This is a genomic window from Phascolarctobacterium sp. (assembly GCF_030531065.1).
Classification (GTDB): Bacteria; Bacillota; Negativicutes; order Acidaminococcales; family Acidaminococcaceae; genus Phascolarctobacterium_A.
The window spans coordinates 48,267-73,906 of record NZ_JAUNOQ010000003.1 but is presented as its reverse complement, the minus strand read 5'-3'; the positions used below and the strand labels follow the sequence as shown (position 1 = coordinate 73,906).

Below are 25,640 nucleotides of genomic sequence, written 5' to 3'. Positions count from 1 at the left end.
AGAAATTTTTGAGGCGGATAGGAGTTGCAGAATGATTTACCGCAATATCAATTTATATAAGCCGTCGAAGTTTAATATTTTGTTGCCGCTGCAGGACGGAGCGCTCGCTTACAGCGGCATGGGCGGCGTTTGCAAACGCTGGACGGCTTTGGAAAAAGCAATTTACGATTTATTGGCGGGCGGAGGCAGCCAGCGGGAGGCGGCGAGGCTTGCGCCAAGCCAGCTTTATTTAAGTAAGTTTTTGGATAGCCTTATCCATGAAATGTTCGTCCTGAAAAAAGCCAGCGACGAATTAAAACTTTTCGAGCAAGCTATTGCTATCTTAAAAAATAAAAAGGAAAAAGCGCTTTCTTTAACCGTCGCTCCTACCATGGCCTGCAATTTTGCCTGCGATTATTGCTTTCAGGGATTGCATGACGCAAGCAAACCTATGGAGCAAAGAGTGCAGGAGCAAGTTCTTAATTTCATTGGGAATAATATTTACGATAAAAAAGGCGTGCATATTACGTGGTATGGCGGCGAGCCTTTGCTGGCCGTGCCCGTTATCGAAAGCTTGACAGGGAAAATATTATCTCTATGTGAAAATAACGGCTGCGATTACAGCGCGAGTATCGTAACGAACGGTTTCAACTTGACGTTTGCGGTAGCGGACAGACTGGCGCAATGCAAAATCAGTTCCGTGCAGATAACCATAGACGGAGACGCGCAGGCGCACGACAGCCGCCGTTATTTAAAAGGAGGCGGAGCTACGTTTGCCGCGATTATGGAGAATTTGCGGAATGTAGTTCTTGAAAACAAGCTGAATTTTAATATCAGAGTGAATATTGACCAACGCAATAAGGACAGTATAGAAAATTTATTGCTCTATTTAAGCGAGCAGGGCTTTGGCGGGCGCGAAAATTTTAACGTTTATTTTGCGCCCGTGGATATCGGAATAGGGACGGCCGGTTTAAATGCGGACGAAGTAATGAGCTTGGAAAATTTTAGCGCGTTGGAGCTGAAACTTTTAAAGAAAGCCGTCGCTTTAAAATTACATACGCCGGGGCTGCCGATAAGATTGGGCAGCTTGTGCGGCGCTGTGCGCAGAAACAGCTTTGTGATTTTGCCGGACGGAAGTGTGCATAAATGCTGGAACACGGTATCCGACGCCAAGCTGAGCGTCGGCAATATCGGCGATTGCCAAAAAATTTATGAGAACAAGCTTTATCAGAATTGGCTGACGCGGCCGCTCTTGAAATATGAGGAATGCTACGAATGTATAGCGCTGCCGCAGTGCGCAGGGGGCTGCGCTGATAAAACGGGAGCTTATGGCGCGTCCTGCCGCAGCTTGAAAAATAATTTACGCGAGCGGCTGCAATTATACGCGATAAATGAGAATATGGCGCAAGCGGAAGAATTTGTTTAGCCGTGTTCTATTTATAAATATTTTATAAGGAGGCACAAGAATATGAAAATGAGTTTTGTGAGCACAGTAGCTACGGAAAGCGTTGCGGAAATTTTTGCAGCGGCAGGATATCAGGGAGAGGCGGCAAAGCTGGCTCGCGGCGAGTACGCCGACGTCAAAGCCGTGGGCTCCGTCAAGGTTGCGGATTTTACGCGCGTTGCGTTTTATGAAAACGCCGACGGCAGCGGCAAGCACGTCGTTGTGGACAAGAACTGCGCTGCGGTGGAAGTAGCTTTTGCACCGCAATTAACGGTGGTAGAAACTTACGCTAAAGGAATTAAGAGCGACGCCGTTAAAGAATTGCCGGAGGGCGAATATACGGCGGCGGAATTAAAAGCGTTCGATAAAGTAATCGTGCCGCGCGGCTTCTATGCGGTGTTCGCCGGTAACAGCGAGGACGAGCATACCGTAAGAATTTTTGAAAACGAAGAATGCGTTATCGACGGCAAGGTTGACGAATACGCGAAGGTTTTGCTGTTCACTTTGGGCAAGGACGACGTGCGCATCAATTTCGGCATCAAAGAAGAATTGACGGACGACGATTTGCTGGCAGTGGCTGGCGGCAAAGCCTGCGGCAACGATATTGAGATGGGCGATTGCAATCCGTTTGATTCCTGCGGTAACGATTCCATTGGCAATGTGAAAAAATAATTTTATTTTCCCCGGTTCTGTTATCAACGGATGTAGGATAATGTTTTTCTGAAAAATTTTTGTATTGAAAGAAGGTTAAGCGCTATGAAAATGAATTTTGTGAGCACGGTGGCGACGGAAAGCGTTGCGGAAATTTTTGCGGCGGCTGGGTACCAGGGCGAAGCGCTCAAGCTGGCGCGCGGCGAATACGACGACGTTAAGGCTGTAGGCTCAATTAAGGTTGCTGATTTTACGCGCGTTGCGTTTTATGAAAATGCCGACGGCAGCGGCAAGCACGTAATCGTGGACAAGGACTGCGCTGCGGCGGAGGTAGCTTTTGCGCCGCAATTAACGGTGGTAGAAACTTATGCCAAAGGATTTAAGGGCGACGTTGCCAAAGAATTGCCGGAGGGAGAATATACGGCGGCGGAATTAAAAGAGTTCGATAAGGTAATCGTGCCGCGCGGCTTTTACGCAGTATTTGCCGGTAACAACGAGGACGAGCACACCGTAAGAATTTTTGAAAACGAAGAATGCGTTATTGACGGCAAGGTTGACGAATACGCTAAGGTTTTGTTGTTCACCTTAGGTAAGGACGACGTGCGCATCAATTTCGGCATCAAAGAAGAATTGACGGACGACGATTTGCTGGTAGTGGCCGGCGGCAAGGGCTGCGGCAATAAAATTAAAGCGGGCGCCGGCAGCGGCACTTTCTGCGGTAACCGTACTGGTATCGAGGTAGGGTTATAAGATATACTGACGGCGTGGCCAAGCGGCGGATGTATTAGTTCGTCGCTCTGGCTATTTTTCGCCTGCTGAAAAATAAGGAGCAACGTATGTTAGTTTACGAGGCAGACAGTTACGCTAAAGGCGTGCGCGGAGAAAATATAATACAGTTGCCGGAAGGGGAATACCTTGCGGAAGAGCTAAAACAGTTTGACAAAATATTATTGCCGCGAGGTTTTTATGCGGCGTTTGTTGCTCACCAAGAGGATAAGAATAAGGTCAGGGTGTTTGAAAATGAAGCGTGCGTAATCGATTCGCATCTTGACGAATATAATAAAATTTTAATATTCAACCTGGGAAAGCGAGGTATACATATCGATTTAGGTATTAAGGAAGAACTGAGCGACGAGGATTTATTAGCTGTGGCTGGCGGCAAACGCAAGGAGAGCTGCAGAATATTTGTTACCGACTGCCCCTCCTTATGCGCCGAGCATAAAGGACCGCTGGATGACAGCTATCGTTTTTGCATCGAACATCTTGTAACCAGATGACGTTTGAAAAATAAAATTTAGGGAGGGGAGTGGCAATGCGTTTTATAAACAGCAGCGAAAGCGCGAGCTTTGTGCAAATTTTTGCTAAAGCTTTTTATCAGGGAAATTGCAATCGCTTAAAACGCGGCGAGTATAGCGCCGGAGATTTTTCCGTCGTCGGTTCCGTTAAGGTTGCGGATTTTACGCGAGCGGCGTTTTATGAAAATGCCGACGGCAGCGGCAAAAATTTTACCGTCGATAAGGATTGTGCGGACATAAAAATTCCTTTTGTTCCTAAATTAGCGGTGATAGAAACTTACGCCCAAGGAATCAAAGGCGAGGCTGTTAAAGCGTTGCCGGAGGGCGAATACATGGCGGCGGAATTAAAAGAGTTCGATAAAGTAATCGTACCGCGCGGTTTTTACGCGGTGTTTGCAGGTAATGTTGAGGATGGACACGCCGTAAGAATTTTTGAAAACGAGGAATGCGTAGTCGACGAAAAAATTGACGGATACGCTAAGGTTCTGCTGTTTACTTTGGGACAGGACGACGTGCGCATTAACTTCGGCATCAAAGAAGAATTAACGGACGATGATTTGCTGGCGGTGGCCGGCGGCAAGAAATGCAATAAATGCGATATCCACGCTCCCGGCTGTGGAAAATTCGTGGCGAGGGATTTTTAGGGTTAAGGAGGTAATGAATTATGGACAAAAAATTTATCGATCATGCCAAAAATGAGCAGCTTACGAACGAGGAAATGGAAAAGGTAGCAGGGGGTAGCGACTTAAAGTTGAGAGTTAAGGCGCCAGCTTTCTTGAGCGAAGTGAAAAAGCCGGTAATTTGGAAAACCGAGGATTAAAGAAATATTAACGAAAGGAAGGATTATTATGGAAAAGAACAAAGAATTTATCGCTAATGCTAAAAGCGAGCAGCTTACGAACGAAGAAATGGAAGCGGTAGCAGGCGGCAGCCTCTATAAGCTGGAGTTTCAGAAACCCAAAGAGCTGATTAGGATACTAGAGGAGGAAGCGAAAAAGTCGGTAATTTGGGAAACCAAGAATTAAATAAAAGTATAAACGAAAGGAAGGGCCATTATGGAGGGGAACAAAGAATTTATCGCCAATGCCAAAAATGAACAGCTTACGGAAAAAGAAATGGAAGCGGTAGCAGGCGGCGGCAGTATAGAATGTAGCGGGGTGAAACGAGCGGGCTTAGGCGGCAGCTACTCGACGGATACTTTTATGTTAAACAAAATGAAAAAGGAGTTGGAGGATAGTAACTTGAAAAAGGTGGAAAACCTTTTACGTTCAGGAGAATGGTGAAAGAGCCGGGCTTGAACGACCGGTAGTTTGGAAAACGGCCGAATAGTTAAAACACCGGAATAAAGCCATGGGATTTAAGGATTGGAATTATGAAAAAATATTTTCTTTACGCGGTGGGCGGCGTTATTGCGTTGAGCGCTGCGCTCGTTGTTTATGGGTTTTATTTGAATATTAAAAGTGAAAACAACATAGCTAAAATGATGGAGGAACGCGCTCATTCGTTGACAGTAGCCGAAGTAGGCTACAGGATGTTGGCGCCTCAGTACAGCTATGGCAGTATAAAATTATTTTCCGAAACCATGACGGACGTCGTCGCCCGCGTTGAAGGCAGGGTGACGGACGTTTATGTGCAAAAGAGCCAAGCGGTAAAACGCGGGCAGGTTTTATATAAAATCCATAACGACGATATGGATTTGGAATTGTCCAAGCTGCAAAGCAAGATAGCGGCGGCGCAGGCGGAATATGTCAAGGTTGAGGCGGATAAGGAGCGCAGGGCGACGTTGGTGAAGGTTGGCGCAGTTTCGCGTTCGGAATACGATTCTTATATAGCGGCGGCTAAAGCCGCCGCCACCGAGGTAGAGGTTTTGGAAGCGGAATACCAGCAATTAAAAAATATGCACGGCAATCAGGCGGTTACAGCTCCGCTGGACGGCGAAGCGCTACTCTTATACGCCGAAAAAGGCGATTATGTGCAGAAGGGTCAGTCCGTCGCTTTAATCGGAGATTTTCGCGAGCTTTATTTTCAAAAAAATCTTTCCTATAGGGACGTCAAGAATTTACGCTTGTCCGAATCGGAACAATATTTAGTGTTTAATGAAGCGGATTTTTTGGAAAAAGGTTTTGATTCTTCATATAAGCTGCAGGGGCAGAATATAGAAAATAAAGTTAAGCTTGCGTTGGCGGAAACAGAACCGCCTTTAGATGTGGAGGCTCCTATTTATACTATCACTTGGAAGGTTGACAACAGAGCCGGGCTTTTGGAAACGGGCGTATATAGAGATGTAAAAATAGTCGACGCTATTAGCTATAAAGCGTTGTGCGTAGATAATAAAGCGCTTTTCAATATCGACGATGAGCGAAAGGCAGCGTTTATTGTGGATGAAAACAAACGCCTGCAGTTACGAAAGGTAACTACGGGCGCTGCTAACGATACATATACAGAAATTTTAAGTGGGCTTGAGGAAGGCGACGAGGTTATAATTTCCGGCAAGGAAGGCTTGCAGGAAGGCGCGAAGGTGGAGGTGTACAGGCGTGAAGGAATCAGAGAAGCTTTTTAGCAGTCAGGCCTTGGAGCGTTTACGCAATCCGGATCAGATGGATTCCCTGCTGACGATTATTCCTTTGGGCGGCTGGGCGGCTTTGCTTGCGGTAGCGTTATTGGTATTATCCGTTTGCGTGTGGTCTGTCTTCGGCGTTATTGCCGAAAAAGTCAACGGCTTTGGTATGCTCGTCGATTCCGGCGGTATAGTTAATGTAGAAAGTTTGAGTTCGGGACAGATAGAAAAAATTTATGTTCATAAAGGCGCGCGCGTTAAGGCGGGAGATTTGCTGGCGGTATTGCAGCAGCCGGATTTGGCGGAGGATAAAATTATGGCCGAATATAGTATCGGCCTGGCAAAATCAAATACCGACGCTATGTCGAGCTTAGCGCAATACGATAGTATTACGCAAAAATACGATACTTACCGTTATGTGTACAGCCCGTTCGACGGCATCGTCAGCGAAATAAAAATAACCGATGGGTCTGTTGTCGGCGCAGGAACGGATTTATTTTCCGTTCGCCGCGACCAGAAGAGCAACGATATGCACGGCGTAATGTATGCTCCGGCTGCAGGCGGCAAAAAGGTTAAGCCGGGCATGGTTGTGCAAATGCAGCCTAACGATATCGACGCTTCGGAATACGGTAGCTTGCTGGGGATAGTACGCGAAACTTCGGAATATCCCGTGAGCGCGGAGCGTATGGTCAAGACGTTAGGCAACAAAGCGCTGGCGGACGTGGCGTTGGAAAAATGCGACGGAGCGGCGATGGAAATCCATGTGGAATTGATTCGTGATAAGGATAATAGCAGCGGATATTTATGGTCGTCGGTGATTGATAATAATATTATGGTTACTCCCGGCAGCGTTTACAGCGGGATGATAATTGTCGAAAGAAAGCCTCCTATCAGCAAAGTTTTCGGCAAGCTCAGCAATTGGTTGCGCAATGACTGATAAAAAAAGAAAACATGTTAAAACGCCGTCCATTCTGCAAATGGAGGCTGTGGAATGCGGCGCCGCGTCTTTAGCTATGGTTTTGGCTTATTACGGCTTGTGGGTGCCATTGGAGCAATTACGTCAGGACTGCGGCATCGGCCGCGACGGAAGTAAGGCGCTGAACATTGTAAAAGCCGCGAGAAATTATAATATGAAGGCGAGCGGATTTCGCTGGAAGGCGGAAAGCTTGCGCGATAAACCGTGGCCCGCAATTTTGCATTGGGAATTTAATCATTTTGTAGTTTTAGAGGGAATAGAGGGTGATAAGGTTTATCTTAACGACCCTGCGGCGGGGCACAGAACGATTGATTTTAAAAAATTTTGCTATTCGTATACCGGTATCGCGCTGCACATGGAGCCCGATGCGGCGTTTAAGCCAGGCGGCAAAAAATATAATATACGTCGCGTTTTAGGGCAGAAGCTGTTAGCTGATCGCAAAGCGACGTTGTTTATCAGTATTTTAAGCTTGTGCATGGTCGTGCCGGGTTTAGCTATACCTGCAATCAGCGAAACGTTTTTAGACGACGTAATCACTATGCGTCATGCCGATTGGAATTTTAACGTTTTATTGGCGTTGGCGTTTACGGGTATAGTGCAGGCTTTTTTAGTGGGTCTGCGTTCATGGAGCCTGACGCGCTGGCAAACGAAGCTGACCTTGCAGGATTCCGGAAGATTCTTGTGGCATATTTTGCATTTGCCAGGCAGCTTTTTCCAGCAGCGTCATGCGGGAGAAATAGCTTCCAGAATAGGCTTTAATTTATCGGTAGCCGATATGCTGACGCGGCAGGCAGCTACTGCCGTTATAGATACGTTTATTGCTATTTTTTATTTGGCGCTGCTGTTCCAGTACAGCATAACCCTTACGCTGATTGGCTTGTTGTTCAGCGCTCTCAATATTGCCGTTTTGTTTAAAATGCGCAGCTTTATTATGGAAAAAGCCATGCTCATGCTGCAGGAAAACGGCGTTTTGCAGGCCATTACCATCAACGGCTTGCAGTCCATCGATACGTTAAAGGCTAACGGCAATGAAGCGGACTTTTTTGCTAAATGGTCCGGGGCGCAAAATAAAATGATGAAGGAAAGCCAAAAGATTCAGTTTATCAGTCAAAACGTAAGCTTGCTGCCGGAATTTTTGGGCGGCGTTAACGTGGCTTTAATTATGACTATCGGCGGCTTTCAAATCATGGACGGAGTTTTATCAGCCGGTACTTTTATAGCTTTTAAAATGCTTATGGGAAATTTTTCTGAGCCTGTTAATAAATTGCTGTCCTTAGGACAGGGGCTGCAAAATACCGAAATGATGCTGAGGCGTTTGGACGATATTTATAATTACCCTAAGGACGATTACTTATATAATTCTTCGGAAAATACGGCGCAGAAGGATTATTTTAGCGGCGAGCTGCGTATGGAAAACCTTACTTTTGGCTACAGTAAATTATCTGCGCCGTTACTGGAAAATTTTAATTTGCACTTGCGGCCGGGGCGTTGGGTCGCTTTGGTAGGCGGCAGCGGCTGCGGTAAGTCAACGGTTGCAAAATTAGTTTTAGGGGAAGAAAAACCGTGGGACGGGAAAATTTTATTTGACGGCTATGAACGGCAACAGTTAAATAGAAATTTGCTTTCGTACGGCGTCGCGGCTGTTAATCAGGAAATATTTCTCTTTTCCGGTTCGGTACGCGATAATATAACCTTATTTGACGAAAATATTACGCCGAAGGATGTGCGCGAAGCCGCGATAGACGCGGAAATCGACGAAACTATTATGCAGCTTGACGGCGGTTATGAAGCGCCTGTAGACGAAGGCGGCAAGAATTTCAGCGGCGGGCAACGGCAAAGAATGGAGCTGGCGCGCGCTTTGGTGCATAATCCGGCAATGCTGGTTTTGGACGAGGCGACAAGCGCTTTAGACCCGCTTACGGAAAAAAGAGTGTTGGACAATATCCGCAGGCGCGGCTGTTCCTGCTTAATTGTAGCCCATAGGTTGAGTACGATTCGCGATTGCGACGAAATTATCGTTATGGATAAGGGCAAGATAATACAGCGCGGCACTCATGACGAGCTGATGGCGCAAGCGGGTCTTTATCGCGTGCTGGTGGAAAATTGAGGAGGCAATAACGTGTTTAAGTTTTATAAAAAAGAAGTATTGCCTCAGGGAAAGCGCTTCGCGCTGTACGGCGAGGAGCAGATTATCCAGCTCGTACACGGGCAGGCGGAAGTCTATTTGACGCGCGGGGAAGAAGGCGTAGACTATCAGCAGCTTTATCTGATGACGGTCGGCGAAGGGCATTTGGTTTTTAATGTACCGGACAATAAAGAAATAGGCTTGTACATATCCGCCTTGGAAGATTGCGAGATTGCCTTTATAACCGTGGCGGAGCTTTTGCAGGCGGAGCCTGAAAGAGAAAAGCTGACTTATTTGCGGCGCAAAATGAACCAATGGTTTTATAGTACTAAAGACTGCCGCTGGCTTCGTTATAGCGATATCTACAACGGACTTTCCCAGGCAGAGGACGTCTTGACAGGCGAAACACCGGAAGAAACTATTTGGTTGGAGTTTTGCTACAGCCGTCGGCTTTTAGCAGCGGCAGCGCAGCAAGAATTTAAAGCAAAGCTGGAGCAGGCCAGACTCAGCTTTGTTAACCGCGCGCAACAGCAGGATAATCTCATGGCTGCCGCCGCCGCTAATTTATTGCATACGGAACGGCGGGAGCTGGCTTATGCCGCCAACGCTTTGGAAGACGGCGGTAAACCTGTTTTATTGGTGGTAAAAGCCGTAGCAAGATATTTTGCCTTGCCTGTAGCAAAATTTCAGGATTTGGAAAGCAGTAATGGCGACGCCGTATCCTTGCTGCAAAAAATGCTGCGGAGGCTAGGGGTATATGTGCGCTTGGTAAAGCCGGATAACGCTTGGTATAGGAACGATAGCGGCGTGCTGATAGGATTTTGGAAGGATACCGGCGAACCGGCGGCTTTGCTGCCCGATACGCCGACAAGCTATAAAGCTTATAGCGCCAGCCAGCCTTTGGGGGTTAGCGTTGACGAAAGCGTAGCGGCATTACTGCAGGAGAATTTTTTCGTATGCTACGCCGCTTTGACGCAGCCTAAATTGAATCTGCGCGATTTGCTGAACTTTGTATTGCGGAATATCTGGAAGCACGATCTTGCGGCGATTATGCTCATAAGCGTTATTGCGGGCATGGTGCCGCTGCTTACGCCGTTGATTACAGGAACTATTTTTAGCGATATAATACCGATTAACGATCGGCGGGCGCTGAGCACGGTTACGCAGGTGCTGTTGGTTTCCGCTTTTACTATGGCGGGGATTGGCTATGCGCGCAATATTGCCATCATGCGCATAAAGAATAGCGTCGATATAAAATTAAGCAGCGGTATTATGCTGCGGGTGCTGTCTTTGCCGATGAGTTTTTTCCGTAAATATCAAGTGGGCGAGCTTTTTACTCGTATAGAAAGTATTCACGGTATATGCGACTCGTTAATGGGAAGCAGTATCGGCGCTGTGTTTAATATGGCGTTTTCTTTCTGGAGTTTGGCATTGATGCTGTATTACAGCGCTAAGCTTACTGTTGTCGCTTTGGCCTTGTGGTTTGTCTATCTGCTGATTGTAGGCGTAATATATTATAATATTGTGCGTATAAACAGGCAGATAGTAATTGCATCCGGCAAGGTAACCGCTTTGGTTTTACAAATATTTAACGGCTTGAATAAATTCAGGATAGCTGGCGCGGAAAAGCAAGCGTATTCTTTATGGGCCAAATTATTCGGCGAACAATGGCGTTGGAACGTAAAAAAACGCAGGCAGCGCAATTATCTTGAAGCGGTAAATACTGTTTTGGGATTTTTATTGCCACTGATAATTTATGCGATGACCATGCATTGGATTAAAGAAGCGGCGGCCCAGGGCGCTAATCCGGATATGGATTATGCAACCTTTTTAGCTTTCCAGGCCGCCTTTAGCGGTTTTAATGCCGTTATTATTTCTGTAGTGCCAACGATTAGTGATTTGTTAAACATTAAACCTAATCTTGAGCGACTGGTTCCCGTCTTGGAGACCGTTCCGGAGGTTGCTTCTGATAATATAGAGGTTGGCGTTTTACGCGGAGATATTGATTTAGAAAAAGTATCTTTCAGGTATGACGAGAATGCACCTATGGTGTTGGATAATTTAACGCTGCATATTAAAGAGGGAGAGGCGGTGGCTATTGTCGGGACAAGCGGCTGCGGCAAGTCCACTCTTATAAGGTTGTTATTGGGCTTTGAAAAACCTGCATATGGGGCGATTTATTATGACAGATATAATTTAGAGGACATCGACATAACGTCGGTGCGCTCGCAGATGGGCGTGGTTTTGCAAAACGGTCGGCTTTTAACGGGGCGAATTTTTGATAATATAGTCGGCACACTGCCTTTGACGAGGGAAGACGCGTGGAAGGCGGCAGAAAAGGTAGGGCTGGATAAGGATATTATGAATATGCCCATGGGCATGGAAACTATTATCAGCGAGGGCGCCGGTAATATTTCCGGCGGGCAGAAGCAAAGGATTTTATTAGCGCGTGCTTTGGTAAATAATCCTAGGATTATCATTATGGACGAGGCCACCAGCGCTTTGGACAATGTGACGCAGAAAAAGGTGTCCGATAGTATAGACGCTATGCGTGTGACAAGAATTATCGTTGCACATCGCTTGAGTACCGTGCAAAACGTCGACCGTATTTTAGTTATGGACAAGGGGCGCATAGTGGAAAGCGGCAGTTATTATGAACTTATAAATATGGGAGGGGTATTCGCCTCTTTGGTTAAACGGCAATTGGTTTAATGCAGCTTGCAGGAAAAGTATGAGGCTATTTTTATTTTGTCAATGCTTTCTTGTGAAAATTTATTGACGAATTTTTAGCGATAGCCTATAATTTAGCTAATGTCTGTATTATTGCTATGCAGTGAGCATCAAGAGGTTTATATGGGGCTTTCATGGGGATGATTGTTAGTATAAACGATGCGGGCGCATAATAATGAATACAAATGTCTGTTGCATATATGCTGTTAAAGGCTGCACGATCAGGCCCATATAGGACGGCACAGAGGTGCCCGTCAGTATGGGCGTTGTATTTTTTGACAGTCGTATATATTTTGAAGGAGGATTTTTTGTGCCCGTTTCCCTAGTTATTTTAATATTGTATATTGCTGCTCTGTTCGGCATTTCCTGGTTCGCTAAGAAACGCAGCGAGGGCAACAATGAGAATTTTGCTCTGGCCGGACGTAAGCTGTCAGCGCCGCTGATTTGCGTAACCATTATCGGCTTGGCCGTGGGCGGCGCTTCTACCATAGGCGTTTCGGAGCATGCCTTCCGCGTAGGCCTGAGCGCGGGCTGGTATACTATTGCCTGGGCCTTGGGCGCTATTGTTATGGGCTTGTTTATGGCAAAAAAATACCGCGAGCAGAATATCACGACGATTACCGAGCTTATCGAACGCCATCACAGTACCGGCGCGGTAATCTTAGGCGTGTTCTGCCAGATTGTTATTCAGCTGGTTATTATTTCCTTGCAGTATATTGCCGGCGGCAGTATCCTGCACGCTATTCTGCCCGATATTTTTGATTTCAAAACAGGCATGATTGTCAGCGCTATTACTTTTATCGGTATTACCTTTATCGGCGGCATGTGGTCAGCTTCTCTTTCCAATGTGCTGAACATCATTCTGATTTACGCTGGTATTTTGGCCGCTACGGTAATTCAGTTTAACAAAATCGGCACTATGGAGCATTTGGCTGCGGCGCTGCCGACCAATGTGCCCTGGTTCAGCTTTATCGACGGCGTAGGCCCTGTGACGATTACCAGCTGGGTGGTTACGCTGATTACGGTAAATCTTTCCCTGCAGAGCATTCTGCAAATTTCTTTGGGTGCTAAGGATGCGGCAACGGCTAAAAAGGGCTTTGTCTGGGGCGGCATTTTGATGCTGCCGGTAGGTGTGCTGGCCGCTTTTCTGGGAATTGTAGCTAAAGCTATGTATCCTGACGCGCAGGCTGCGTTGGCTTTACCGCAGGTTATCGTAGGCTTGCAGCCGGTGTTGGCCGGTATTACGCTGGCGGCTTTGTGGGCGGCAGATGTGTCGACGGCCTGCAATTTACTGCTGAGCGCAGGCACACTGTTTTCCAGTGACATTTACAAGCGTTTTATCAATCCGTCCTGCGACGATTCCCGGCAGTTGCTTATGACTCGCCTGTGCGTTATGATTAGCGGTATTTTGACGCTGGGGCTGGCTATGAGCGTTTCCAGTATTTTGGGCACGATTATGATTGGCCTATCTTTGACTGCGGCCTTCAGCGTTATTGTTATCGTGGCGCTGTTTATGCCCAAATACACTTCTAAAGCCGCAGGCTTTTGGACGCTGCTGGCAGGCTTGGTGCTGCTAGTTTTGTGGCAGCTTACTCCGGCAGTACGCGTTTTCCCGAACGTCATTTATATGGAGTGGTTGGTGTGCATTGCCGCTTACGTTCTGGTTGCTCTTATCAGCCCGGCTAAAAAGCAGGCTTAATAAAATATTTTGTAAAGCTAAGGAGCTGTAGCATTGACGAAAATAAAGCGTCTAATGTGACAGCTCTTTTTTTTGTAAAAAAACTGTGAAATACAGTGAAGCAGCGTTATAATTTTGATACGGGAACATGTCTTTTAGTTTTCGCAAATGTTCGTGGCACGCATAATGAAACACTAGGAAACGTGGAAAGAAAGACGCCCATTAACAGGGCAAAAAACGCACTTAAAAATCCTAAGTTTTTTAGCAAAAAGTGTTGACACGCTTTGTTTAAGATGTTACAATATATCAGTATCGCGGGTGAGCTATGCGCTCTATGAAGGAGGTAACCTGATGACGCTTGAGGCTTTAAAGCAAGCTGAGCAGCGGACTGTCGGCGTAAAGCAGACGGAAAAGGCTGTGGCAAGACAAGCGGCGGAGCTGGTCTACATTGCTGTTGATGCGGACGAGCGCGTTACCGGGAAATTGCTCGCGCTGTGCCGGGAAAACAACGTGCCTGCCGTTACGACGGAAAGCATGGTGGATATCGGACGGGCGTGCGGCATTAACGTCAAGGCTGCGGCTGCTGCAATACTCAAAGCTTGATAAGGGCTTGGCGCAAGCCGAGTTTTTATAATCATTAAAATCTAATTGTTTGGAAAGGAGGTGCCGATATGCCTACAATTAACCAACTGGTACGCAAAGGCAGAGAAGTTCTGAAAAGCAAATCTACTGCTCCGGCATTGAAAGAATGCCCGCAAAAACGTGGCGTATGCACCCGTGTTTACACCACTACCCCGAAGAAACCTAACTCTGCACTTCGTAAAGTAGCTCGTGTACGTTTGACCAACGGCATCGAGGTTACTGCTTATATTCCGGGTATCGGCCATAATCTTCAGGAACACAGTGTTGTTCTGATCAGAGGCGGAAGAGTTAAGGACCTTCCTGGTGTGCGTTACCATATCATTCGCGGTGCTCTTGATACTGCAGGCGTTGCTAACCGCAACCAATCTCGCTCTAAGTACGGTGCAAAACGTGCTAAAGCAAAGAAATAATTTCAAGAAAACATTAAGAATGATTTAATCCTAAGGAGGGAAACACATGCCGAGAAAAGGCCCTGTAACTAAAAGAGACGTACTGCCGGATCCGGTGTACGGTTCTAAGCTTTTAACTAGATTTATTAATAAAATTATGCTCGACGGCAAAAAAGGCGTTGCTGAGCGTATCGTATACGATGCATTCGACCTGGTTCGTGCAAAAACCGGCAAGGATCCTTTGGAAGTATTCGACGCTGCTATGCAGAACGTAATGCCGCTGCTGGAAGTTCGTGCTCGCCGTGTTGGCGGCGCCAACTATCAGGTTCCGGTGGAAGTCCGTGCTGACCGTAAAACCACTCTGGGTATTCGCTGGCTGGTAAACTATTCTCGTCTGCGTGGCGAAAGAACCATGTACGAGCGCGTTGCCGGTGAAATCATGGATGCATCCAATGGCACTGGTGCAGCCGTTAAGAAACGCGAAGATACCCACAAAATGGCAGAAGCAAACAAAGCATTTGCTCATTACCGCTGGTAATGGCCTGACTCATTTGTTTTGAGGAGGATTTAGAAGTGGGCAGATTAATACCGCTTGAGAGAACTAGAAATATCGGCATCATGGCTCACATCGACGCCGGTAAAACGACTACCACCGAACGTATCCTGTTCTATACCGGCAAAACCCATAAAATCGGCGAAGTTCATGAAGGCGCCGCTACTATGGACTGGATGGTTCAGGAGCAAGAACGTGGTATAACCATTACTTCTGCTGCTACCACCTGCTACTGGCAAGGTTCTGAGCATCAATTCGACAAGCACCGCATTAACATCATCGACACTCCGGGCCACGTTGACTTCACTGTAGAGGTTGAGCGTTCCCTGCGTGTACTCGATGGTTCCGTTGCAGTTTTCTGCGCTAAGGGCGGCGTTGAGCCTCAGTCTGAAACCGTATGGCGTCAGGCTGACAAGTATCATGTACCCCGTATGGCGTATGTAAACAAAATGGATATTACCGGCGCTGACTTCTATCGCGTAATCGATATGATGAAAACCCGCCTGAACGCCAACGCAGTTCCCATTCAGCTGCCTATCGGCTTTGAAGATACCTTCCAGGGCATGGTAGACCTGATTAAAATGAGAGCTATCGTTTATGACGATGCGCTGGGCAAGGAAGAAGAGTTCGTTGATATTCCGGAAGACATGAAGGAAAAAGCCGAAGAGTACCGTGCAGCTTTAGTTGAGGCGGTTGCCGAGGGCGACGACGAACTGATGATGAAATATCTGGAAGGCGAAGAGCTGACGGAGGAGGAACTGATCGCCGGTATCCGTAAGCAAACCATCGCTTGCAACATGACCCCCGTATGCTGTGGTTCTTCCTATAAGAACAAAGGCGTACAGCCTCTGCTGGATGCAGTAGTTCAATTCATGCCCGCTCCTACCGATATTCCGAATATCAAAGGCGTAAATCCTGACACCGGCGAAGAAGACGAGCGCCCGTCCAGCGACGAGGCTCCGTTCTCCGCACTGGCCTTCAAGATTGCTACCGACCCCTTCGTTGGTAAGCTGGCATTCTTCCGTGTATATTCCGGTACCCTGACCGCTGGCTCTTATGTATACAACTCCACTAAGGGCAAACGCGAGCGTATCGGCCGTATCCTGCAAATGCACGCTAACCACCGTGAAGAAATCGAACAGGTTTATTCCGGTGATATCGCAGCTGCTGTAGGCTTAAAAGACACCACCACTGGTGATACCCTCTGCGATGAGAAAAACGAGATCATTCTGGAATCCATGGTATTCCCCGATCCTGTAATCTCTGTTGCAGTTGAACCTAAAACTAAAGCTGACCAGGAAAAGATGGGCATTGCCCTGCAAAAACTGGCAGAAGAAGATCCGACCTTCCGCGTTCACACTGATCCGGAAACCTCCCAGACCATTATTTCCGGTATGGGCGAGCTGCACCTGGACATCATTGTTGACCGTCTGCTGCGCGAATTCAAAGTAGGCTGTACTGTTGGTAATCCGCAGGTTGCTTATCGTGAAACCATTCGCAAAGCCGTTAAATCCGAAGGCAAGTTCGTTCGTCAGTCCGGCGGTAAAGGCCAATACGGTCACTGCTGGCTGGAGATTACTCCGCGCGAACCTGGCGAAGGCTTCCTGTTCGAAAACAAGGTTGTCGGCGGCGCTATTCCTAAGGAATATATCGCTCCTATCGAAGCAGGCGTTAAGGAAGCTATGGAAAACGGCGTAGTTGCCGGTTATCCGATGGTTGACATCGCCGTTGCTGTATATGATGGTTCTTACCATGAAGTCGACTCTTCTGAAATGGCCTTCAAGATTGCTGGTTCCATGGGCTTCAGAGCCGGCGCTGAAAAAGCAAATCCGGTTATCCTCGAACCTTACATGAAAGTCGAAGTTACCGTTCCTGAAGAATACATGGGCGACGTAATCGGCGACATCAACTCTCGCCGTGGTCGTATCGACGGTATGGAAGCTCGTAACGGCGCTCAGGTTATCAGCGCATTTGTTCCGCTGGCTGAAATGTTCGGCTATGCAACCGACCTGCGCAGCAAGACCCAGGGCCGCGGCAACTACTCTATGGAAGTAGACCATTACGAAGACGTACCTAGAAACATTGCTGAAGCAATCATTGCTAAAAACAAAGGCACTAACTAAGCCTAGTTTTAACAAAACCTAAGGAGGAAATTCACAATGGCAAAAGCTAAATATGAAAGAACTAAACCGCATCTGAATATCGGCACCATCGGTCACGTTGACCATGGCAAGACCACCCTGACCGCAGCCATCACCAAAGTACTGGCAGCACGCGGCGGCGCAGAATTCATGGACTATTCCATGATCGATAAGGCTCCGGAAGAGCGCGAGCGCGGCATCACCATCAACACCGCACACGTTGAATATGAAACCGCAACCCGCCACTATGCACACGTTGACTGCCCGGGCCATGCCGACTATGTAAAGAACATGATCACCGGCGCAGCTCAGATGGACGGCGCTATCCTGGTAGTATCCGCTGCCGACGGCCCGATGCCCCAGACCCGTGAGCACATCCTGCTGGCCCGCCAGGTAGGCGTACCTGCAATGGTAGTATTCCTGAACAAAGTAGATATGGTAGACGACGAAGAGCTGCTGGAACTGGTAGAAATGGAAGTTCGCGAACTGCTGAGCTCCTATGACTTCCCCGGCGACGACATTCCTGTAGTAGCAGGTTCCGCACTGAAAGCTTTGGAAGGCGACCCGAAATACGAAGCAAAGATTATGGAACTGATGGACGCAGTAGACAGCTACATTCCGCTGCCTGAGCGCGCAACCGACAAACCGTTCCTGATGCCCGTCGAGGACGTATTCACCATCACCGGTCGCGGCACCGTAGCAACCGGTCGTGTAGAGCGCGGTACCGTAAAAGTAGGCGACACCGTAGAAATCGTCGGCATGAAGGACGAGAAGAAGTCCACCGTAGTAACCGGCGTAGAAATGTTCCGCAAACTGTTGGACGAAGCAGTAGCCGGCGATAACATCGGCTGCCTGCTGCGCGGCGTGGACCGTAAGGAAATCGAGCGCGGCCAGGTACTGGCAAAACCGGGCAGCATCCATCCGCACACCAAATTCAAAGGCGAAGTATATGTACTGACCAAAGAAGAAGGCGGCCGTCATACTCCGTTCTTCAACGGCTACCGTCCGCAATTCTATTTCCGTACTACCGACGTAACCGGCGTAACCGAGCTGCCGGAAGGCGTAGAGATGGTAATGCCTGGCGATAACGTAACCATGGAAGTAGAGCTGATCACTCCGATCGCCATCGAAAAAGGCCTGCGTTTCGCTATCCGTGAAGGCGGTCGTACCGTTGGCGCCGGCGTTGTTTCCGAAGTAGAAGAAGTATAATTTACCAAGTAATTTATTTTAGTTAGATCCCTGGTATGAGGGGGGCTAAAAGGACCCCCTCATATTCTTATGTTTGTTGGTATGGCCCTGCGATGATGTGAAAGGTTGCTTGCCTGTTAGACAGGGAGATTTTCACGGAGTATGTCCGTTCATAGAAACTGGGCGATTTAGGAGGATATTTTTTAATGGCTAAGTCTCAAAAGATTAGAATACGCCTGAAAGCGTATGACCACAAAGCACTGGATCAAAGTGCTACCAAGATTGTAGAAACTGCAAAACGTACCGGTGCTCAGGTTTCCGGTCCGATTCCCCTTCCTACTGAAAAAAATATTTACACTATTCTGCGTTCCCCGCATGTAAACAAAGATTCCCGTGAGCAATTTGAAATGCGTACTCACAAAAGACTTGTAGACATTCTGGAACCCACCGCTAAGACCGTTGACGCTTTGATGCGTTTGGATCTTCCCGCTGGCGTAGATATCGAAATTAAACTGTAAGGAGGAGGTGCAATAATGGCTAAAGGTATCTTAGGCAAAAAACTGGGCATGACCCAAATTTTTGAAGCTGACGGACGACTGATTCCTGTGACTGTTGTAGAAGCAGGTCCCTGCGTTGTACTTCAAAACAAAACCGAAGAAACAGACGGTTATAATGCTGTTCAACTTGGTTTTGGTGAAATTAAAGAAAAACATACCACCAAACCGATGAAAGGCCATTTTGACAAAGCTGGCGTTGCGCCTGTTAAGTTTGTCAGAGAATTGCGTTTGTCTGCTCCTTCTGAATATACAATCGGTCAAAAAGTTACCGCTGACATTTTCGCTGACGGCGAATTGATCGATGCAAGCGGCGTTTCCCGCGGCAAAGGCTTTGCAGGCACTATTAAGCGCCACAATTTCTCTCGCGGACCTATGAAACATGGTTCTAAATCTCACCGTGAACCCGGTTCTATGGGCCCCATGCATTCTGGTCCTGGCGGTCGCGTAATTAAAGGCAAAAAGCTGCCTGGCCGTATGGGCAACCAAAATGTAACCGTTCAACGCCTGACTATCGTTAAGGTCGACGTAGAACGCAATCTTATTCTGGTTAAAGGCGCTATTCCGGGCGCTGCTGGTTCTTACGTAGTTTTGAAAGAAACTGTAAAACCCAACAAAAAATAAGATAAGCGAAAGAAAGGAGGATGCTTCTAATGCCGAAGTTATCAGTATATAATCTGGCCGGTGAAGTTGCCGGTGAAATAGAATTAAATGATTCCGTATTTGGCGCTGAGTTCAATGAAGCTGTAGTGCATCAAGCAGTTGTAATGCAGCTGGCAAATCAACGTCAAGGTACTTCCGCAACCAAGACCCGCGGTCTTGTTCGTGGCGGCGGCCGTAAGCCTTGGAAACAAAAAGGCACTGGTCGTGCTCGTTGCGGCTCCAACCGTTCTCCTGTATGGGTAGGTGGCGGTACCACTTTTGGTCCCCAACCCCGCAGCTATGCAAAGAAAATGCCCCGCAAAGCCCGTCGTCTGGCTCTGTGCTGCGCACTGTCTGCAAAAGTTGCAGCTGGCGAACTGGTAGTAGTTGAAGGCTTGGCTTTCGACGCTCCCAAAACTAAACAAGTAGCTTCCCTGCTGAAAGCTTTTGAAGCTGCTGACAAGAAGGCTCTGCTGATTACCGATGGTTCCAACGAAAATGTTGCTCTTTCTGCTCGCAATATGCCGAAAGTAACCACCATCACTAACATGGGTCTGAACTGCTTTGATATCCTGAACAGCAACAAGGTATTCCTTGCTAAAGATGTTGTAGAAAAAATTGAGGAGGTGCTCGCATAATGGCTGCTAATCCTCGCGATTTACTGCTTCGCCCCATCATCACTGAAAAAACTTCTCAAATGATGCAGGAGAACAAATACACTTTCCAGGTTCCGCTGGAAGCTAACAAAGTAGAAATTCGTCAAGCTGTTGAAGCAGTTTTTGGCGTAAAAGTAGTGAATGTTAACACTATCCGCGTTATGGGCAAAACCAAACGCGTGGGTAAATATGTTGGCAAACGTTCCGATTATAAGAAAGCAATCGTGAAGCTTGCTGAAGGCAATACGATTCCCCTTTTCGAAGGAATGTAATTAACGTATAACAGGAGGTCAAGTTAAATGGCTATTAAAAGCTTTAATCCGTATTCTCCTTCCAGACGCTTTATTACTGTGTCTGCCTTCGAAGAGATTACGACTGACAAGCCTTACCGCCCGCTTGTTGAGAAACTTGCTAAACATGCTGGCCGTAACAATACCGGTAAGATGACCGTCCGTCACCAAGGCGGCGGCCATAAGAGACAATATCGTATCATTGACTTCAAACGCAACAAAGACGGTATTCCCGCTAAGGTTGCTACCATTGAGTACGATCCTAACCGTAACGCTCGCATCGCTCTGGTCAACTATGTTGACGGCGAAAAACGCTACATCATTGCTCCGCTGGATTTGAAGGTTGGCGACGTTGTAGTAAGCGGCGCTGACGCCGACATCAAGACCGGCAACTGCCTGCCGCTGAAAAACATTCCCCTGGGTACTATGGTACACAATGTGGAAATGAAGATCGGCAAAGGCGGCCAAATGGCTCGCAGTGCTGGTACCAGCGCTCAACTGATGGCTAAGGAAGGCGACTACGCTCTGCTGCGTCTGCCCTCCGGCGAAATCCGTAAAGTACATATCAACTGCCGTGCAACCATCGGCCAGGTTGGTAACATTGATGCTGAAAACATCTGCATCGGTAAAGCTGGTCGCAGCCGTTGGCTGGGTATCCGTCCTGCTAACCGCGGCGTTGTAATGAATCCTAACGACCATCCGCACGGCGGCGGCGAAGGCCACTCCCCTGTTGGTCGTAAGCGTCCTGTTACTCCTTGGGGTAAATGTGCATTTGGTACCCGTACTCGCAAAGAGAAAAAAGCTTCTACTAAGTTAATTTTGAAACGTAGAACCAAATAATAGAACAGGATAAAGAAAGGAGGCTAACCTAGTGTCCAGATCAGTTAAAAAAGGACCTTTTGTCCATGCAAGTCTTTTGAAAAAGATTGACGCGCTTAATGCCGCTAATGATAAAAAAGTTGTAAAGACCTGGTCTCGCAGCTCTACTATTATTCCGTCTTTCGTTGGTCACACCATTGCGGTTCATGACGGACGCAAACATGTTCCGGTATTCATTACCGAGGATATGGTAGGCCACAAATTAGGAGAATTTGCTCCTACTCGTACTTACAAGGGTCACGCAGACAAGACCACCGGTTTAAAATAAGGGGAAGGGAGGAACTAAAGAATGGAAGCACAAGCAGTTGCTAAATATATTCGCATTGCTCCGCGCAAACTGCGCATCGTTATCAATCTGATCCGCGGCAAATCCGTTGGTGAAGCATTCGCTATCCTCAAATACACCCCGAAGGTTGGTTCTGAGGTAATCGAAAAGGTTCTGCGCAGCGCAGTAGCAAACGCAGAGCATAACTTTGACATGAACGTGGATAACCTGATCGTATCTTCCTGCTTTGTAGATCAAGGTCCGACCATGAAACGCATTCATCCTCGTTCTCGTGGACAGGCTTTCAAAATTTTGAAACGCTCTAGCCACGTTACCGTAGCTGTTAAAGAAAAATAATATCCCGTCAGAAGGAGGGAATAGATAGTGGGTCAAAAAGTTAATCCGCATGGTCTTCGCGTTGGCGTTATCAAAGGCTGGGATTCCAAATGGTACGCTGATAAAGACTATGAGAAATACCTGTTAGAAGATATTAAAATCCGTGAATTCATTAAAGAAAAATTATTCCTGTCCGGTATCTCTAAAGTAGAAATCGAACGCGCCTCCAACAAAGCCCGCATTTCCATCCATACTGCAAAACCTGGTATGGTAATCGGTCGTCAAGGCAGCAACATTGAACTGCTGAAATCCGACCTGAAAAAAATGACTGAGAGCGCTATCGACATCAATATCGTAGAAGTTAAAACCCCGGATATGGACGCAACCTTGGTTGCAGAGAACATTGCAGCACAGCTGGAACGCCGTATCGCTTTCCGTCGTGCAATGAAGCAATGCGTTGGCCGTACTATGCGTATGGGCGCTAAGGGTATCAAAATTACCTGCGGCGGTCGTCTGGGCGGCGCTGAAATCGCTCGCAGCGAATCCTATCGCGAAGGCAGCATTCCTCTGCATACTCTGCGCGCTGACATTGATTACGGCACTGCAGAAGCTCATACCACCTATGGCCGCATCGGCGTAAAGGTATGGATTTATAAAGGCGAAGTTCTTCCTGAAAGCAAAGAAGCAGCTAAAACTGCTCCGGCAAAGGAGGCATAATCAGACATGTTATTACCGAAGAGAGTTAAACATCGTAAACAACATAGAGGTCGTATGACCGGTCGCGCTATGCGCGGTAACAAGATCGCTCATGGCGATTATGGTCTGGTAGCTTTGGAGCCCGCTTGGGTTACTAACCGTCAGATTGAAGCCGCCCGTATCGCCATGACTCGTTACATCAAACGTGGCGGTCAAGTTTGGATTCAAATTTTCCCGGATAAACCGATTACGGCAAAACCTGCTGAAACTCGTATGGGTTCTGGTAAAGGTTCTCCGGAATACTGGGTAGCAGTAGTTAAACCTGGCCGTGTACTGTTCGAAATGAACGGTGTTAGCGAAGAGGTTGCTAAAGAGGCAATGCGTCTTGCTAGCCACAAATTGCCGATCAAATGCAAATTTGTGACCAAGGCTCAACAGGAAGCTGAAGCTGCCGCACAAGAAAAGGGTGGTGAAGCTTAATGAAAACAACAGAAATTCGTGAATTGTCTGCTGCTGAGTTAGACACCAAATTGGCAGATTTGAAAGAAGAACTTTTCAATCTGCGTTTTCAAATGGCAACCGGTCAATGTGAAAACCCGATGAAAATTCGTGACGTAAAGAAATCCATTGCCCGTATCAAAACAATTCAGCGTGAACGCGAGCTCAAGGCTTAACTGTTTTGAAGTATAACAAGGAGGAAACAGTCGTGACCGAAGAAAGAAACGCACGTGTTACCCGTATTGGTAAAGTTGTCAGCGATAAAATGCAGAAAACTGTAGTAGTTGCAGTAGAACGTTTCGTTCAGCATCCGCTGTACAAAAAAGGCGTACAACATACTATTAAATTTAAAGCTCATGACGAAAATAACGAAGCGCATATCGGCGACGTAGTGCAAATTATGCAAACCCGTCCGCTGTCCAAGGATAAATGCTGGCGCGTTATTGAGATCTTAGAGCGTGCAAAATAATTTTTGCCGATGCTTTAGACCGGCAAGGGAGGGAAATCCATGATACAACAACAAACTATCCTTAATGTTGGTGACAACACCGGCGCTAAGAAGGTTATGTGTATCCGTGTATTAGGCGGTTCTTACCGTAAATATGCTAATATCGGTGACGTTATCGTATGTGCTGTTAAAGATGCATCACCCGGTGGCGTTGTAAAAAAAGGCGACGTAGTTAAAGCAGTTGTTGTTCGTTCCGTAAAGGGTGTTCGTCGTGCAGACGGTTCCTACATCCGCTTCGACGAGAACGCAGCAGTTGTAATCAAAGAAGACAAGAGCCCGCGCGGCACCCGTATTTTTGGGCCTGTTGCCCGCGAACTCCGCGAAAAAGACTTCATGAAAATCATTTCTCTGGCACCGGAAGTGCTGTAAGAAATTAGATAACGCACTATAAGGAGGTGTTCTTGACATGGCAAATGCTGTAAAGCTGCATGTTAAAAAAGGCGATACCGTTCTTGTACTGTCCGGTAAGGATAAAGGCAAGCAAGGTAAGATCGTTGAAGCTCTGCCTAAGAAAGCCAAAGTGGTTGTTGAAGGCGTAAATAAAGTAAAACGTCATACCAAACCGTCTCAGGCAAATCCTCAAGGCGGTATCATTACTAAAGAGGCTCCCATCGCTTCTTCCAAGGTAATGGTTGTATGTCCGGCTTGCAAAAAAGCTACCCGTATTAAAAAGACCGAAGTTGCCGGCGCTTTTGTAAGAGCCTGCAAAAAATGCGGTGAAGTAATCGATAAATAATTTTCCGGGAAAGGAGGAAATAACTGAATGGCAAAGACCAGATTGCAAGAAAAATATTTGTCCGAAGTCGTTAAAGGGCTGCAAGACAAATTCCAATATAAAAACGTAATGGAAATCCCTAAAATTGAGAAAGTTGTCATCAATATGGGCGTTGGCGAAGCAGTTGGCAACAGCAAAGCTCTGGAGTCCGCAGTTGCTGATATGACTCAGATCGCAGGTCAAAAACCTGTTATCACCAAAGCTAAAAAGTCCATCGCAGCTTTCAAAGTACGTCAAGGTATGCCTTTGGGCGCTAAGGTTACTCTGCGCGGCGACCGTATGTACTATTTCCTTGATAAACTGATGAATCTCGCTCTTCCGCGCGTACGTGACTTCCGCGGTGTTAGCGCTACTGCTTTCGACGGCCGTGGTAACTACGCACTGGGCCTGAAAGAACAATTGATTTTCCCGGAAATCGAATACGATAAGATCGATAAAGTTCGTGGCATGGATATCATCATTGTAACTACCGCTAAGACTGACGAGGAAGCTAGAGAATTGCTCAAACTCCTCGGAATGCCGTTCGGCGCATAAGTGAGGAGGGAATACCGTGGCTAAAAAAGCCCTGATTGAAAAATGGAAAGGCGAGCCTAAGTACGAAGTTCGCCAATATAATCGCTGCAAAGTATGCGGCAGACCTCATGGCTATATGCGTAAATTTGGCCTCTGCCGTATCTGCTTCCGTGAATATGCTTACAAAGGCGCTATTCCGGGCGTAACTAAAGCAAGCTGGTAAGATAGACAACAAGGAAGGAGGGTATTTAAGTATGGTAATGACTGACCCGATTGCTGATATGCTTACCCGTATTCGTAATGCAAATTCAGTTCATCACGATAGAGTTGAAATCCCCGGCAGCAAAATTAAGGTTGCTATTGCCGAAATTTTGAAGGCTGAAGGTTTCATTAAAGATTTTGAAGTTATCGCTGACAATAAGCAAAACGTTATTAAAGTCAGCCTGAAATACGGTGCCAATAAAGAGAAGGTTATCTCCGGTATTAAACGTATTTCCAAACCCGGTCTGAGAGTTTATTCTCAAAAAGACCAACTGCCTAGAGTCCTCGGAGGTCTGGGTATTGCATTGATTTCTACTTCCCAAGGCTTGATGACCGACAAAGCTGCTCGCAAAGCAGGCTTGGGCGGTGAAGTTCTTGCATACGTATGGTAATACTAAAAAGATAGGAGGTGCTCGTAC

The 25,640-nt window shown here is 47.1% G+C and carries 34 protein-coding genes; all 34 read left to right on the top strand.

Annotated elements, in window-relative coordinates; genetic code table 11:
- Positions 1 to 31: 31 nt before the first annotated feature.
- The 34 genes from Q4E64_RS02800 (at position 32) to rpsH (ending at position 25,613) form a co-directional block, all read left to right on the top strand.
- Positions 32 to 1,405: a radical SAM protein gene (locus tag Q4E64_RS02800; protein ID WP_303166127.1), complete on the top strand. Its 1,374-nt coding sequence runs from the start codon at positions 32 to 34 to the stop codon at positions 1,403 to 1,405.
- Between the two features lie 42 nt (positions 1,406 to 1,447).
- Positions 1,448 to 2,095: a hypothetical protein gene (locus tag Q4E64_RS02795; protein ID WP_303166126.1), complete on the top strand. Its 648-nt coding sequence runs from the start codon at positions 1,448 to 1,450 to the stop codon at positions 2,093 to 2,095.
- Positions 2,096 to 2,179: 84 nt separating this feature from the next.
- A complete protein-coding gene (locus Q4E64_RS02790; protein WP_303166125.1) occupies positions 2,180 to 2,824 on the top strand; it encodes a hypothetical protein in 645 nt (214 codons plus the stop codon).
- 86 nt (positions 2,825 to 2,910) lie between these two features.
- Positions 2,911 to 3,351 carry a hypothetical protein gene (locus tag Q4E64_RS02785; RefSeq protein WP_303166124.1) on the top strand — a complete coding sequence of 147 codons (441 nt, stop codon included), beginning with the start codon at positions 2,911 to 2,913 and terminating at the stop codon, positions 3,349 to 3,351.
- A 35-nt stretch (positions 3,352 to 3,386) separates the two neighbouring features.
- Positions 3,387 to 4,013: a hypothetical protein gene (locus Q4E64_RS02780; protein ID WP_303166123.1), complete on the top strand. Its 627-nt coding sequence runs from the start codon at positions 3,387 to 3,389 to the stop codon at positions 4,011 to 4,013.
- Between the two features lie 20 nt (positions 4,014 to 4,033).
- Positions 4,034 to 4,189, top strand: coding sequence for a hypothetical protein (locus Q4E64_RS02775; RefSeq protein WP_303166122.1), 156 nt, complete (start codon positions 4,034 to 4,036; stop codon positions 4,187 to 4,189).
- Positions 4,190 to 4,217: 28 nt separating this feature from the next.
- The gene (locus Q4E64_RS02770) at positions 4,218 to 4,394 is read left to right on the top strand and encodes a hypothetical protein (RefSeq protein WP_303166121.1); all 177 of its coding nucleotides are present in this window, start codon (positions 4,218 to 4,220) and stop codon (positions 4,392 to 4,394) included.
- A 30-nt stretch (positions 4,395 to 4,424) separates the two neighbouring features.
- Positions 4,425 to 4,652: a hypothetical protein gene (locus Q4E64_RS02765; protein ID WP_303166119.1), complete on the top strand. Its 228-nt coding sequence runs from the start codon at positions 4,425 to 4,427 to the stop codon at positions 4,650 to 4,652.
- An 89-nt stretch (positions 4,653 to 4,741) separates the two neighbouring features.
- The gene (locus tag Q4E64_RS02760) at positions 4,742 to 5,929 is read left to right on the top strand and encodes an efflux RND transporter periplasmic adaptor subunit (RefSeq protein WP_303166118.1); all 1,188 of its coding nucleotides are present in this window, start codon (positions 4,742 to 4,744) and stop codon (positions 5,927 to 5,929) included.
- Entirely contained in the window at positions 5,904 to 6,863 is a 960-nt protein-coding gene (locus tag Q4E64_RS02755; protein ID WP_303166117.1) for a biotin/lipoyl-binding protein, read from the top strand. The genes Q4E64_RS02760 and Q4E64_RS02755 overlap by 26 nt, the downstream gene beginning before the upstream one ends.
- Positions 6,856 to 9,009, top strand: coding sequence for an NHLP family bacteriocin export ABC transporter peptidase/permease/ATPase subunit (locus Q4E64_RS02750; RefSeq protein WP_303166116.1), 2,154 nt, complete (start codon positions 6,856 to 6,858; stop codon positions 9,007 to 9,009). Before Q4E64_RS02755 ends, Q4E64_RS02750 begins: the two co-directional genes overlap by 8 nt.
- A 12-nt stretch (positions 9,010 to 9,021) precedes the next feature.
- On the top strand, positions 9,022 to 11,739 hold the full coding sequence (locus Q4E64_RS02745; RefSeq protein WP_303166115.1) for an NHLP bacteriocin export ABC transporter permease/ATPase subunit: 2,718 nt from the start codon (positions 9,022 to 9,024) through the stop codon (positions 11,737 to 11,739).
- 328 nt (positions 11,740 to 12,067) lie between these two features.
- A complete protein-coding gene (locus tag Q4E64_RS02740; RefSeq protein WP_303166114.1) occupies positions 12,068 to 13,456 on the top strand; it encodes a sodium:solute symporter family protein in 1,389 nt (462 codons plus the stop codon).
- A 330-nt stretch (positions 13,457 to 13,786) separates the two neighbouring features.
- The gene (locus Q4E64_RS02735; RefSeq protein WP_303166113.1) at positions 13,787 to 14,038 is read left to right on the top strand and encodes a ribosomal L7Ae/L30e/S12e/Gadd45 family protein; all 252 of its coding nucleotides are present in this window, start codon (positions 13,787 to 13,789) and stop codon (positions 14,036 to 14,038) included.
- Positions 14,039 to 14,106: 68 nt separating this feature from the next.
- Complete coding sequence (gene rpsL, locus Q4E64_RS02730; RefSeq protein ID WP_009144758.1) at positions 14,107 to 14,487, top strand: 30S ribosomal protein S12; 381 nt, start codon at positions 14,107 to 14,109, stop codon at positions 14,485 to 14,487.
- Positions 14,488 to 14,533: 46 nt separating this feature from the next.
- Positions 14,534 to 15,004, top strand: a complete 471-nt coding sequence (gene rpsG, locus Q4E64_RS02725) for a 30S ribosomal protein S7 (RefSeq protein WP_009144757.1) — start codon at positions 14,534 to 14,536, stop codon at positions 15,002 to 15,004.
- Positions 15,005 to 15,039: 35 nt separating this feature from the next.
- The gene (gene fusA / locus Q4E64_RS02720; protein ID WP_303166112.1) at positions 15,040 to 17,142 is read left to right on the top strand and encodes an elongation factor G; all 2,103 of its coding nucleotides are present in this window, start codon (positions 15,040 to 15,042) and stop codon (positions 17,140 to 17,142) included.
- 36 nt (positions 17,143 to 17,178) lie between these two features.
- On the top strand, positions 17,179 to 18,369 hold the full coding sequence (tuf, locus tag Q4E64_RS02715) for an elongation factor Tu (RefSeq protein WP_303166111.1): 1,191 nt from the start codon (positions 17,179 to 17,181) through the stop codon (positions 18,367 to 18,369).
- A gap of 185 nt (positions 18,370 to 18,554) precedes the next feature.
- Positions 18,555 to 18,866, top strand: coding sequence for a 30S ribosomal protein S10 (rpsJ, locus tag Q4E64_RS02710; protein WP_277247731.1), 312 nt, complete (start codon positions 18,555 to 18,557; stop codon positions 18,864 to 18,866).
- Positions 18,867 to 18,881: 15 nt separating this feature from the next.
- Positions 18,882 to 19,526 carry a 50S ribosomal protein L3 gene (rplC, locus tag Q4E64_RS02705; protein WP_293728719.1) on the top strand — a complete coding sequence of 215 codons (645 nt, stop codon included), beginning with the start codon at positions 18,882 to 18,884 and terminating at the stop codon, positions 19,524 to 19,526.
- A 29-nt stretch (positions 19,527 to 19,555) separates the two neighbouring features.
- Positions 19,556 to 20,182: a 50S ribosomal protein L4 gene (rplD, locus tag Q4E64_RS02700; protein WP_303166110.1), complete on the top strand. Its 627-nt coding sequence runs from the start codon at positions 19,556 to 19,558 to the stop codon at positions 20,180 to 20,182.
- Positions 20,182 to 20,472 carry a 50S ribosomal protein L23 gene (gene rplW / locus Q4E64_RS02695; protein ID WP_303166109.1) on the top strand — a complete coding sequence of 97 codons (291 nt, stop codon included), beginning with the start codon at positions 20,182 to 20,184 and terminating at the stop codon, positions 20,470 to 20,472. The genes rplD and rplW overlap by 1 nt, the downstream gene beginning before the upstream one ends.
- Positions 20,473 to 20,499: 27 nt before the next feature.
- On the top strand, positions 20,500 to 21,330 hold the full coding sequence (gene rplB / locus Q4E64_RS02690) for a 50S ribosomal protein L2 (RefSeq protein WP_303166107.1): 831 nt from the start codon (positions 20,500 to 20,502) through the stop codon (positions 21,328 to 21,330).
- Between the two features lie 31 nt (positions 21,331 to 21,361).
- Positions 21,362 to 21,637 carry a 30S ribosomal protein S19 gene (rpsS, locus tag Q4E64_RS02685; RefSeq protein ID WP_293728723.1) on the top strand — a complete coding sequence of 92 codons (276 nt, stop codon included), beginning with the start codon at positions 21,362 to 21,364 and terminating at the stop codon, positions 21,635 to 21,637.
- A gap of 21 nt (positions 21,638 to 21,658) precedes the next feature.
- Positions 21,659 to 21,991 (top strand): 50S ribosomal protein L22, encoded by a 333-nt coding sequence (rplV, locus tag Q4E64_RS02680; protein ID WP_293728724.1) that lies wholly within the window; start codon positions 21,659 to 21,661, stop codon positions 21,989 to 21,991.
- 27 nt (positions 21,992 to 22,018) lie between these two features.
- Positions 22,019 to 22,687 carry a 30S ribosomal protein S3 gene (rpsC, locus tag Q4E64_RS02675; protein ID WP_293728725.1) on the top strand — a complete coding sequence of 223 codons (669 nt, stop codon included), beginning with the start codon at positions 22,019 to 22,021 and terminating at the stop codon, positions 22,685 to 22,687.
- A 6-nt stretch (positions 22,688 to 22,693) separates the two neighbouring features.
- Positions 22,694 to 23,146 (top strand): 50S ribosomal protein L16, encoded by a 453-nt coding sequence (gene rplP, locus Q4E64_RS02670; protein WP_303166105.1) that lies wholly within the window; start codon positions 22,694 to 22,696, stop codon positions 23,144 to 23,146.
- The gene (gene rpmC, locus Q4E64_RS02665; RefSeq protein WP_009145393.1) at positions 23,146 to 23,340 is read left to right on the top strand and encodes a 50S ribosomal protein L29; all 195 of its coding nucleotides are present in this window, start codon (positions 23,146 to 23,148) and stop codon (positions 23,338 to 23,340) included. Before rplP ends, rpmC begins: the two co-directional genes overlap by 1 nt.
- A gap of 32 nt (positions 23,341 to 23,372) precedes the next feature.
- On the top strand, positions 23,373 to 23,633 hold the full coding sequence (rpsQ, locus tag Q4E64_RS02660; RefSeq protein ID WP_293728727.1) for a 30S ribosomal protein S17: 261 nt from the start codon (positions 23,373 to 23,375) through the stop codon (positions 23,631 to 23,633).
- 39 nt (positions 23,634 to 23,672) lie between these two features.
- A complete protein-coding gene (rplN, locus tag Q4E64_RS02655) occupies positions 23,673 to 24,041 on the top strand; it encodes a 50S ribosomal protein L14 (RefSeq protein WP_293728728.1) in 369 nt (122 codons plus the stop codon).
- Between the two features lie 37 nt (positions 24,042 to 24,078).
- Positions 24,079 to 24,408 (top strand): 50S ribosomal protein L24, encoded by a 330-nt coding sequence (rplX, locus tag Q4E64_RS02650; RefSeq protein ID WP_293728729.1) that lies wholly within the window; start codon positions 24,079 to 24,081, stop codon positions 24,406 to 24,408.
- A 27-nt stretch (positions 24,409 to 24,435) separates the two neighbouring features.
- Positions 24,436 to 24,981: a 50S ribosomal protein L5 gene (rplE, locus tag Q4E64_RS02645; protein ID WP_293728730.1), complete on the top strand. Its 546-nt coding sequence runs from the start codon at positions 24,436 to 24,438 to the stop codon at positions 24,979 to 24,981.
- 16 nt (positions 24,982 to 24,997) lie between these two features.
- A complete protein-coding gene (locus tag Q4E64_RS02640; protein ID WP_293728731.1) occupies positions 24,998 to 25,183 on the top strand; it encodes a type Z 30S ribosomal protein S14 in 186 nt (61 codons plus the stop codon).
- Positions 25,184 to 25,214: 31 nt separating this feature from the next.
- A complete protein-coding gene (gene rpsH, locus Q4E64_RS02635) occupies positions 25,215 to 25,613 on the top strand; it encodes a 30S ribosomal protein S8 (protein ID WP_293728732.1) in 399 nt (132 codons plus the stop codon).
- Positions 25,614 to 25,640 lie beyond the last annotated feature (27 nt).

Coding starts and splice junctions, on each gene's coding strand:
- Q4E64_RS02800 (WP_303166127.1), top strand. CDS start 32: ATGATTTACCGCAATATCAATTTATATAAGCCGTCGAAGTTTAATATT.
- Q4E64_RS02795 (WP_303166126.1), top strand. CDS start 1,448: ATGAAAATGAGTTTTGTGAGCACAGTAGCTACGGAAAGCGTTGCGGAA.
- Q4E64_RS02790 (WP_303166125.1), top strand. CDS start 2,180: ATGAAAATGAATTTTGTGAGCACGGTGGCGACGGAAAGCGTTGCGGAA.
- Q4E64_RS02785 (WP_303166124.1), top strand. CDS start 2,911: ATGTTAGTTTACGAGGCAGACAGTTACGCTAAAGGCGTGCGCGGAGAA.
- Q4E64_RS02780 (WP_303166123.1), top strand. CDS start 3,387: ATGCGTTTTATAAACAGCAGCGAAAGCGCGAGCTTTGTGCAAATTTTT.
- Q4E64_RS02775 (WP_303166122.1), top strand. CDS start 4,034: ATGGACAAAAAATTTATCGATCATGCCAAAAATGAGCAGCTTACGAAC.
- Q4E64_RS02770 (WP_303166121.1), top strand. CDS start 4,218: ATGGAAAAGAACAAAGAATTTATCGCTAATGCTAAAAGCGAGCAGCTT.
- Q4E64_RS02765 (WP_303166119.1), top strand. CDS start 4,425: ATGGAGGGGAACAAAGAATTTATCGCCAATGCCAAAAATGAACAGCTT.
- Q4E64_RS02760 (WP_303166118.1), top strand. CDS start 4,742: ATGAAAAAATATTTTCTTTACGCGGTGGGCGGCGTTATTGCGTTGAGC.
- Q4E64_RS02750 (WP_303166116.1), top strand. CDS start 6,856: ATGACTGATAAAAAAAGAAAACATGTTAAAACGCCGTCCATTCTGCAA.
- Q4E64_RS02735 (WP_303166113.1), top strand. CDS start 13,787: ATGACGCTTGAGGCTTTAAAGCAAGCTGAGCAGCGGACTGTCGGCGTA.
- rpsL (WP_009144758.1), top strand. CDS start 14,107: ATGCCTACAATTAACCAACTGGTACGCAAAGGCAGAGAAGTTCTGAAA.
- rpsG (WP_009144757.1), top strand. CDS start 14,534: ATGCCGAGAAAAGGCCCTGTAACTAAAAGAGACGTACTGCCGGATCCG.
- tuf (WP_303166111.1), top strand. CDS start 17,179: ATGGCAAAAGCTAAATATGAAAGAACTAAACCGCATCTGAATATCGGC.
- rpsJ (WP_277247731.1), top strand. CDS start 18,555: ATGGCTAAGTCTCAAAAGATTAGAATACGCCTGAAAGCGTATGACCAC.
- rplC (WP_293728719.1), top strand. CDS start 18,882: ATGGCTAAAGGTATCTTAGGCAAAAAACTGGGCATGACCCAAATTTTT.
- rplD (WP_303166110.1), top strand. CDS start 19,556: ATGCCGAAGTTATCAGTATATAATCTGGCCGGTGAAGTTGCCGGTGAA.
- rplW (WP_303166109.1), top strand. CDS start 20,182: ATGGCTGCTAATCCTCGCGATTTACTGCTTCGCCCCATCATCACTGAA.
- rplB (WP_303166107.1), top strand. CDS start 20,500: ATGGCTATTAAAAGCTTTAATCCGTATTCTCCTTCCAGACGCTTTATT.
- rplV (WP_293728724.1), top strand. CDS start 21,659: ATGGAAGCACAAGCAGTTGCTAAATATATTCGCATTGCTCCGCGCAAA.
- rplP (WP_303166105.1), top strand. CDS start 22,694: ATGTTATTACCGAAGAGAGTTAAACATCGTAAACAACATAGAGGTCGT.
- rpmC (WP_009145393.1), top strand. CDS start 23,146: ATGAAAACAACAGAAATTCGTGAATTGTCTGCTGCTGAGTTAGACACC.
- rplN (WP_293728728.1), top strand. CDS start 23,673: ATGATACAACAACAAACTATCCTTAATGTTGGTGACAACACCGGCGCT.
- rplX (WP_293728729.1), top strand. CDS start 24,079: ATGGCAAATGCTGTAAAGCTGCATGTTAAAAAAGGCGATACCGTTCTT.
- rplE (WP_293728730.1), top strand. CDS start 24,436: ATGGCAAAGACCAGATTGCAAGAAAAATATTTGTCCGAAGTCGTTAAA.
- rpsH (WP_293728732.1), top strand. CDS start 25,215: ATGGTAATGACTGACCCGATTGCTGATATGCTTACCCGTATTCGTAAT.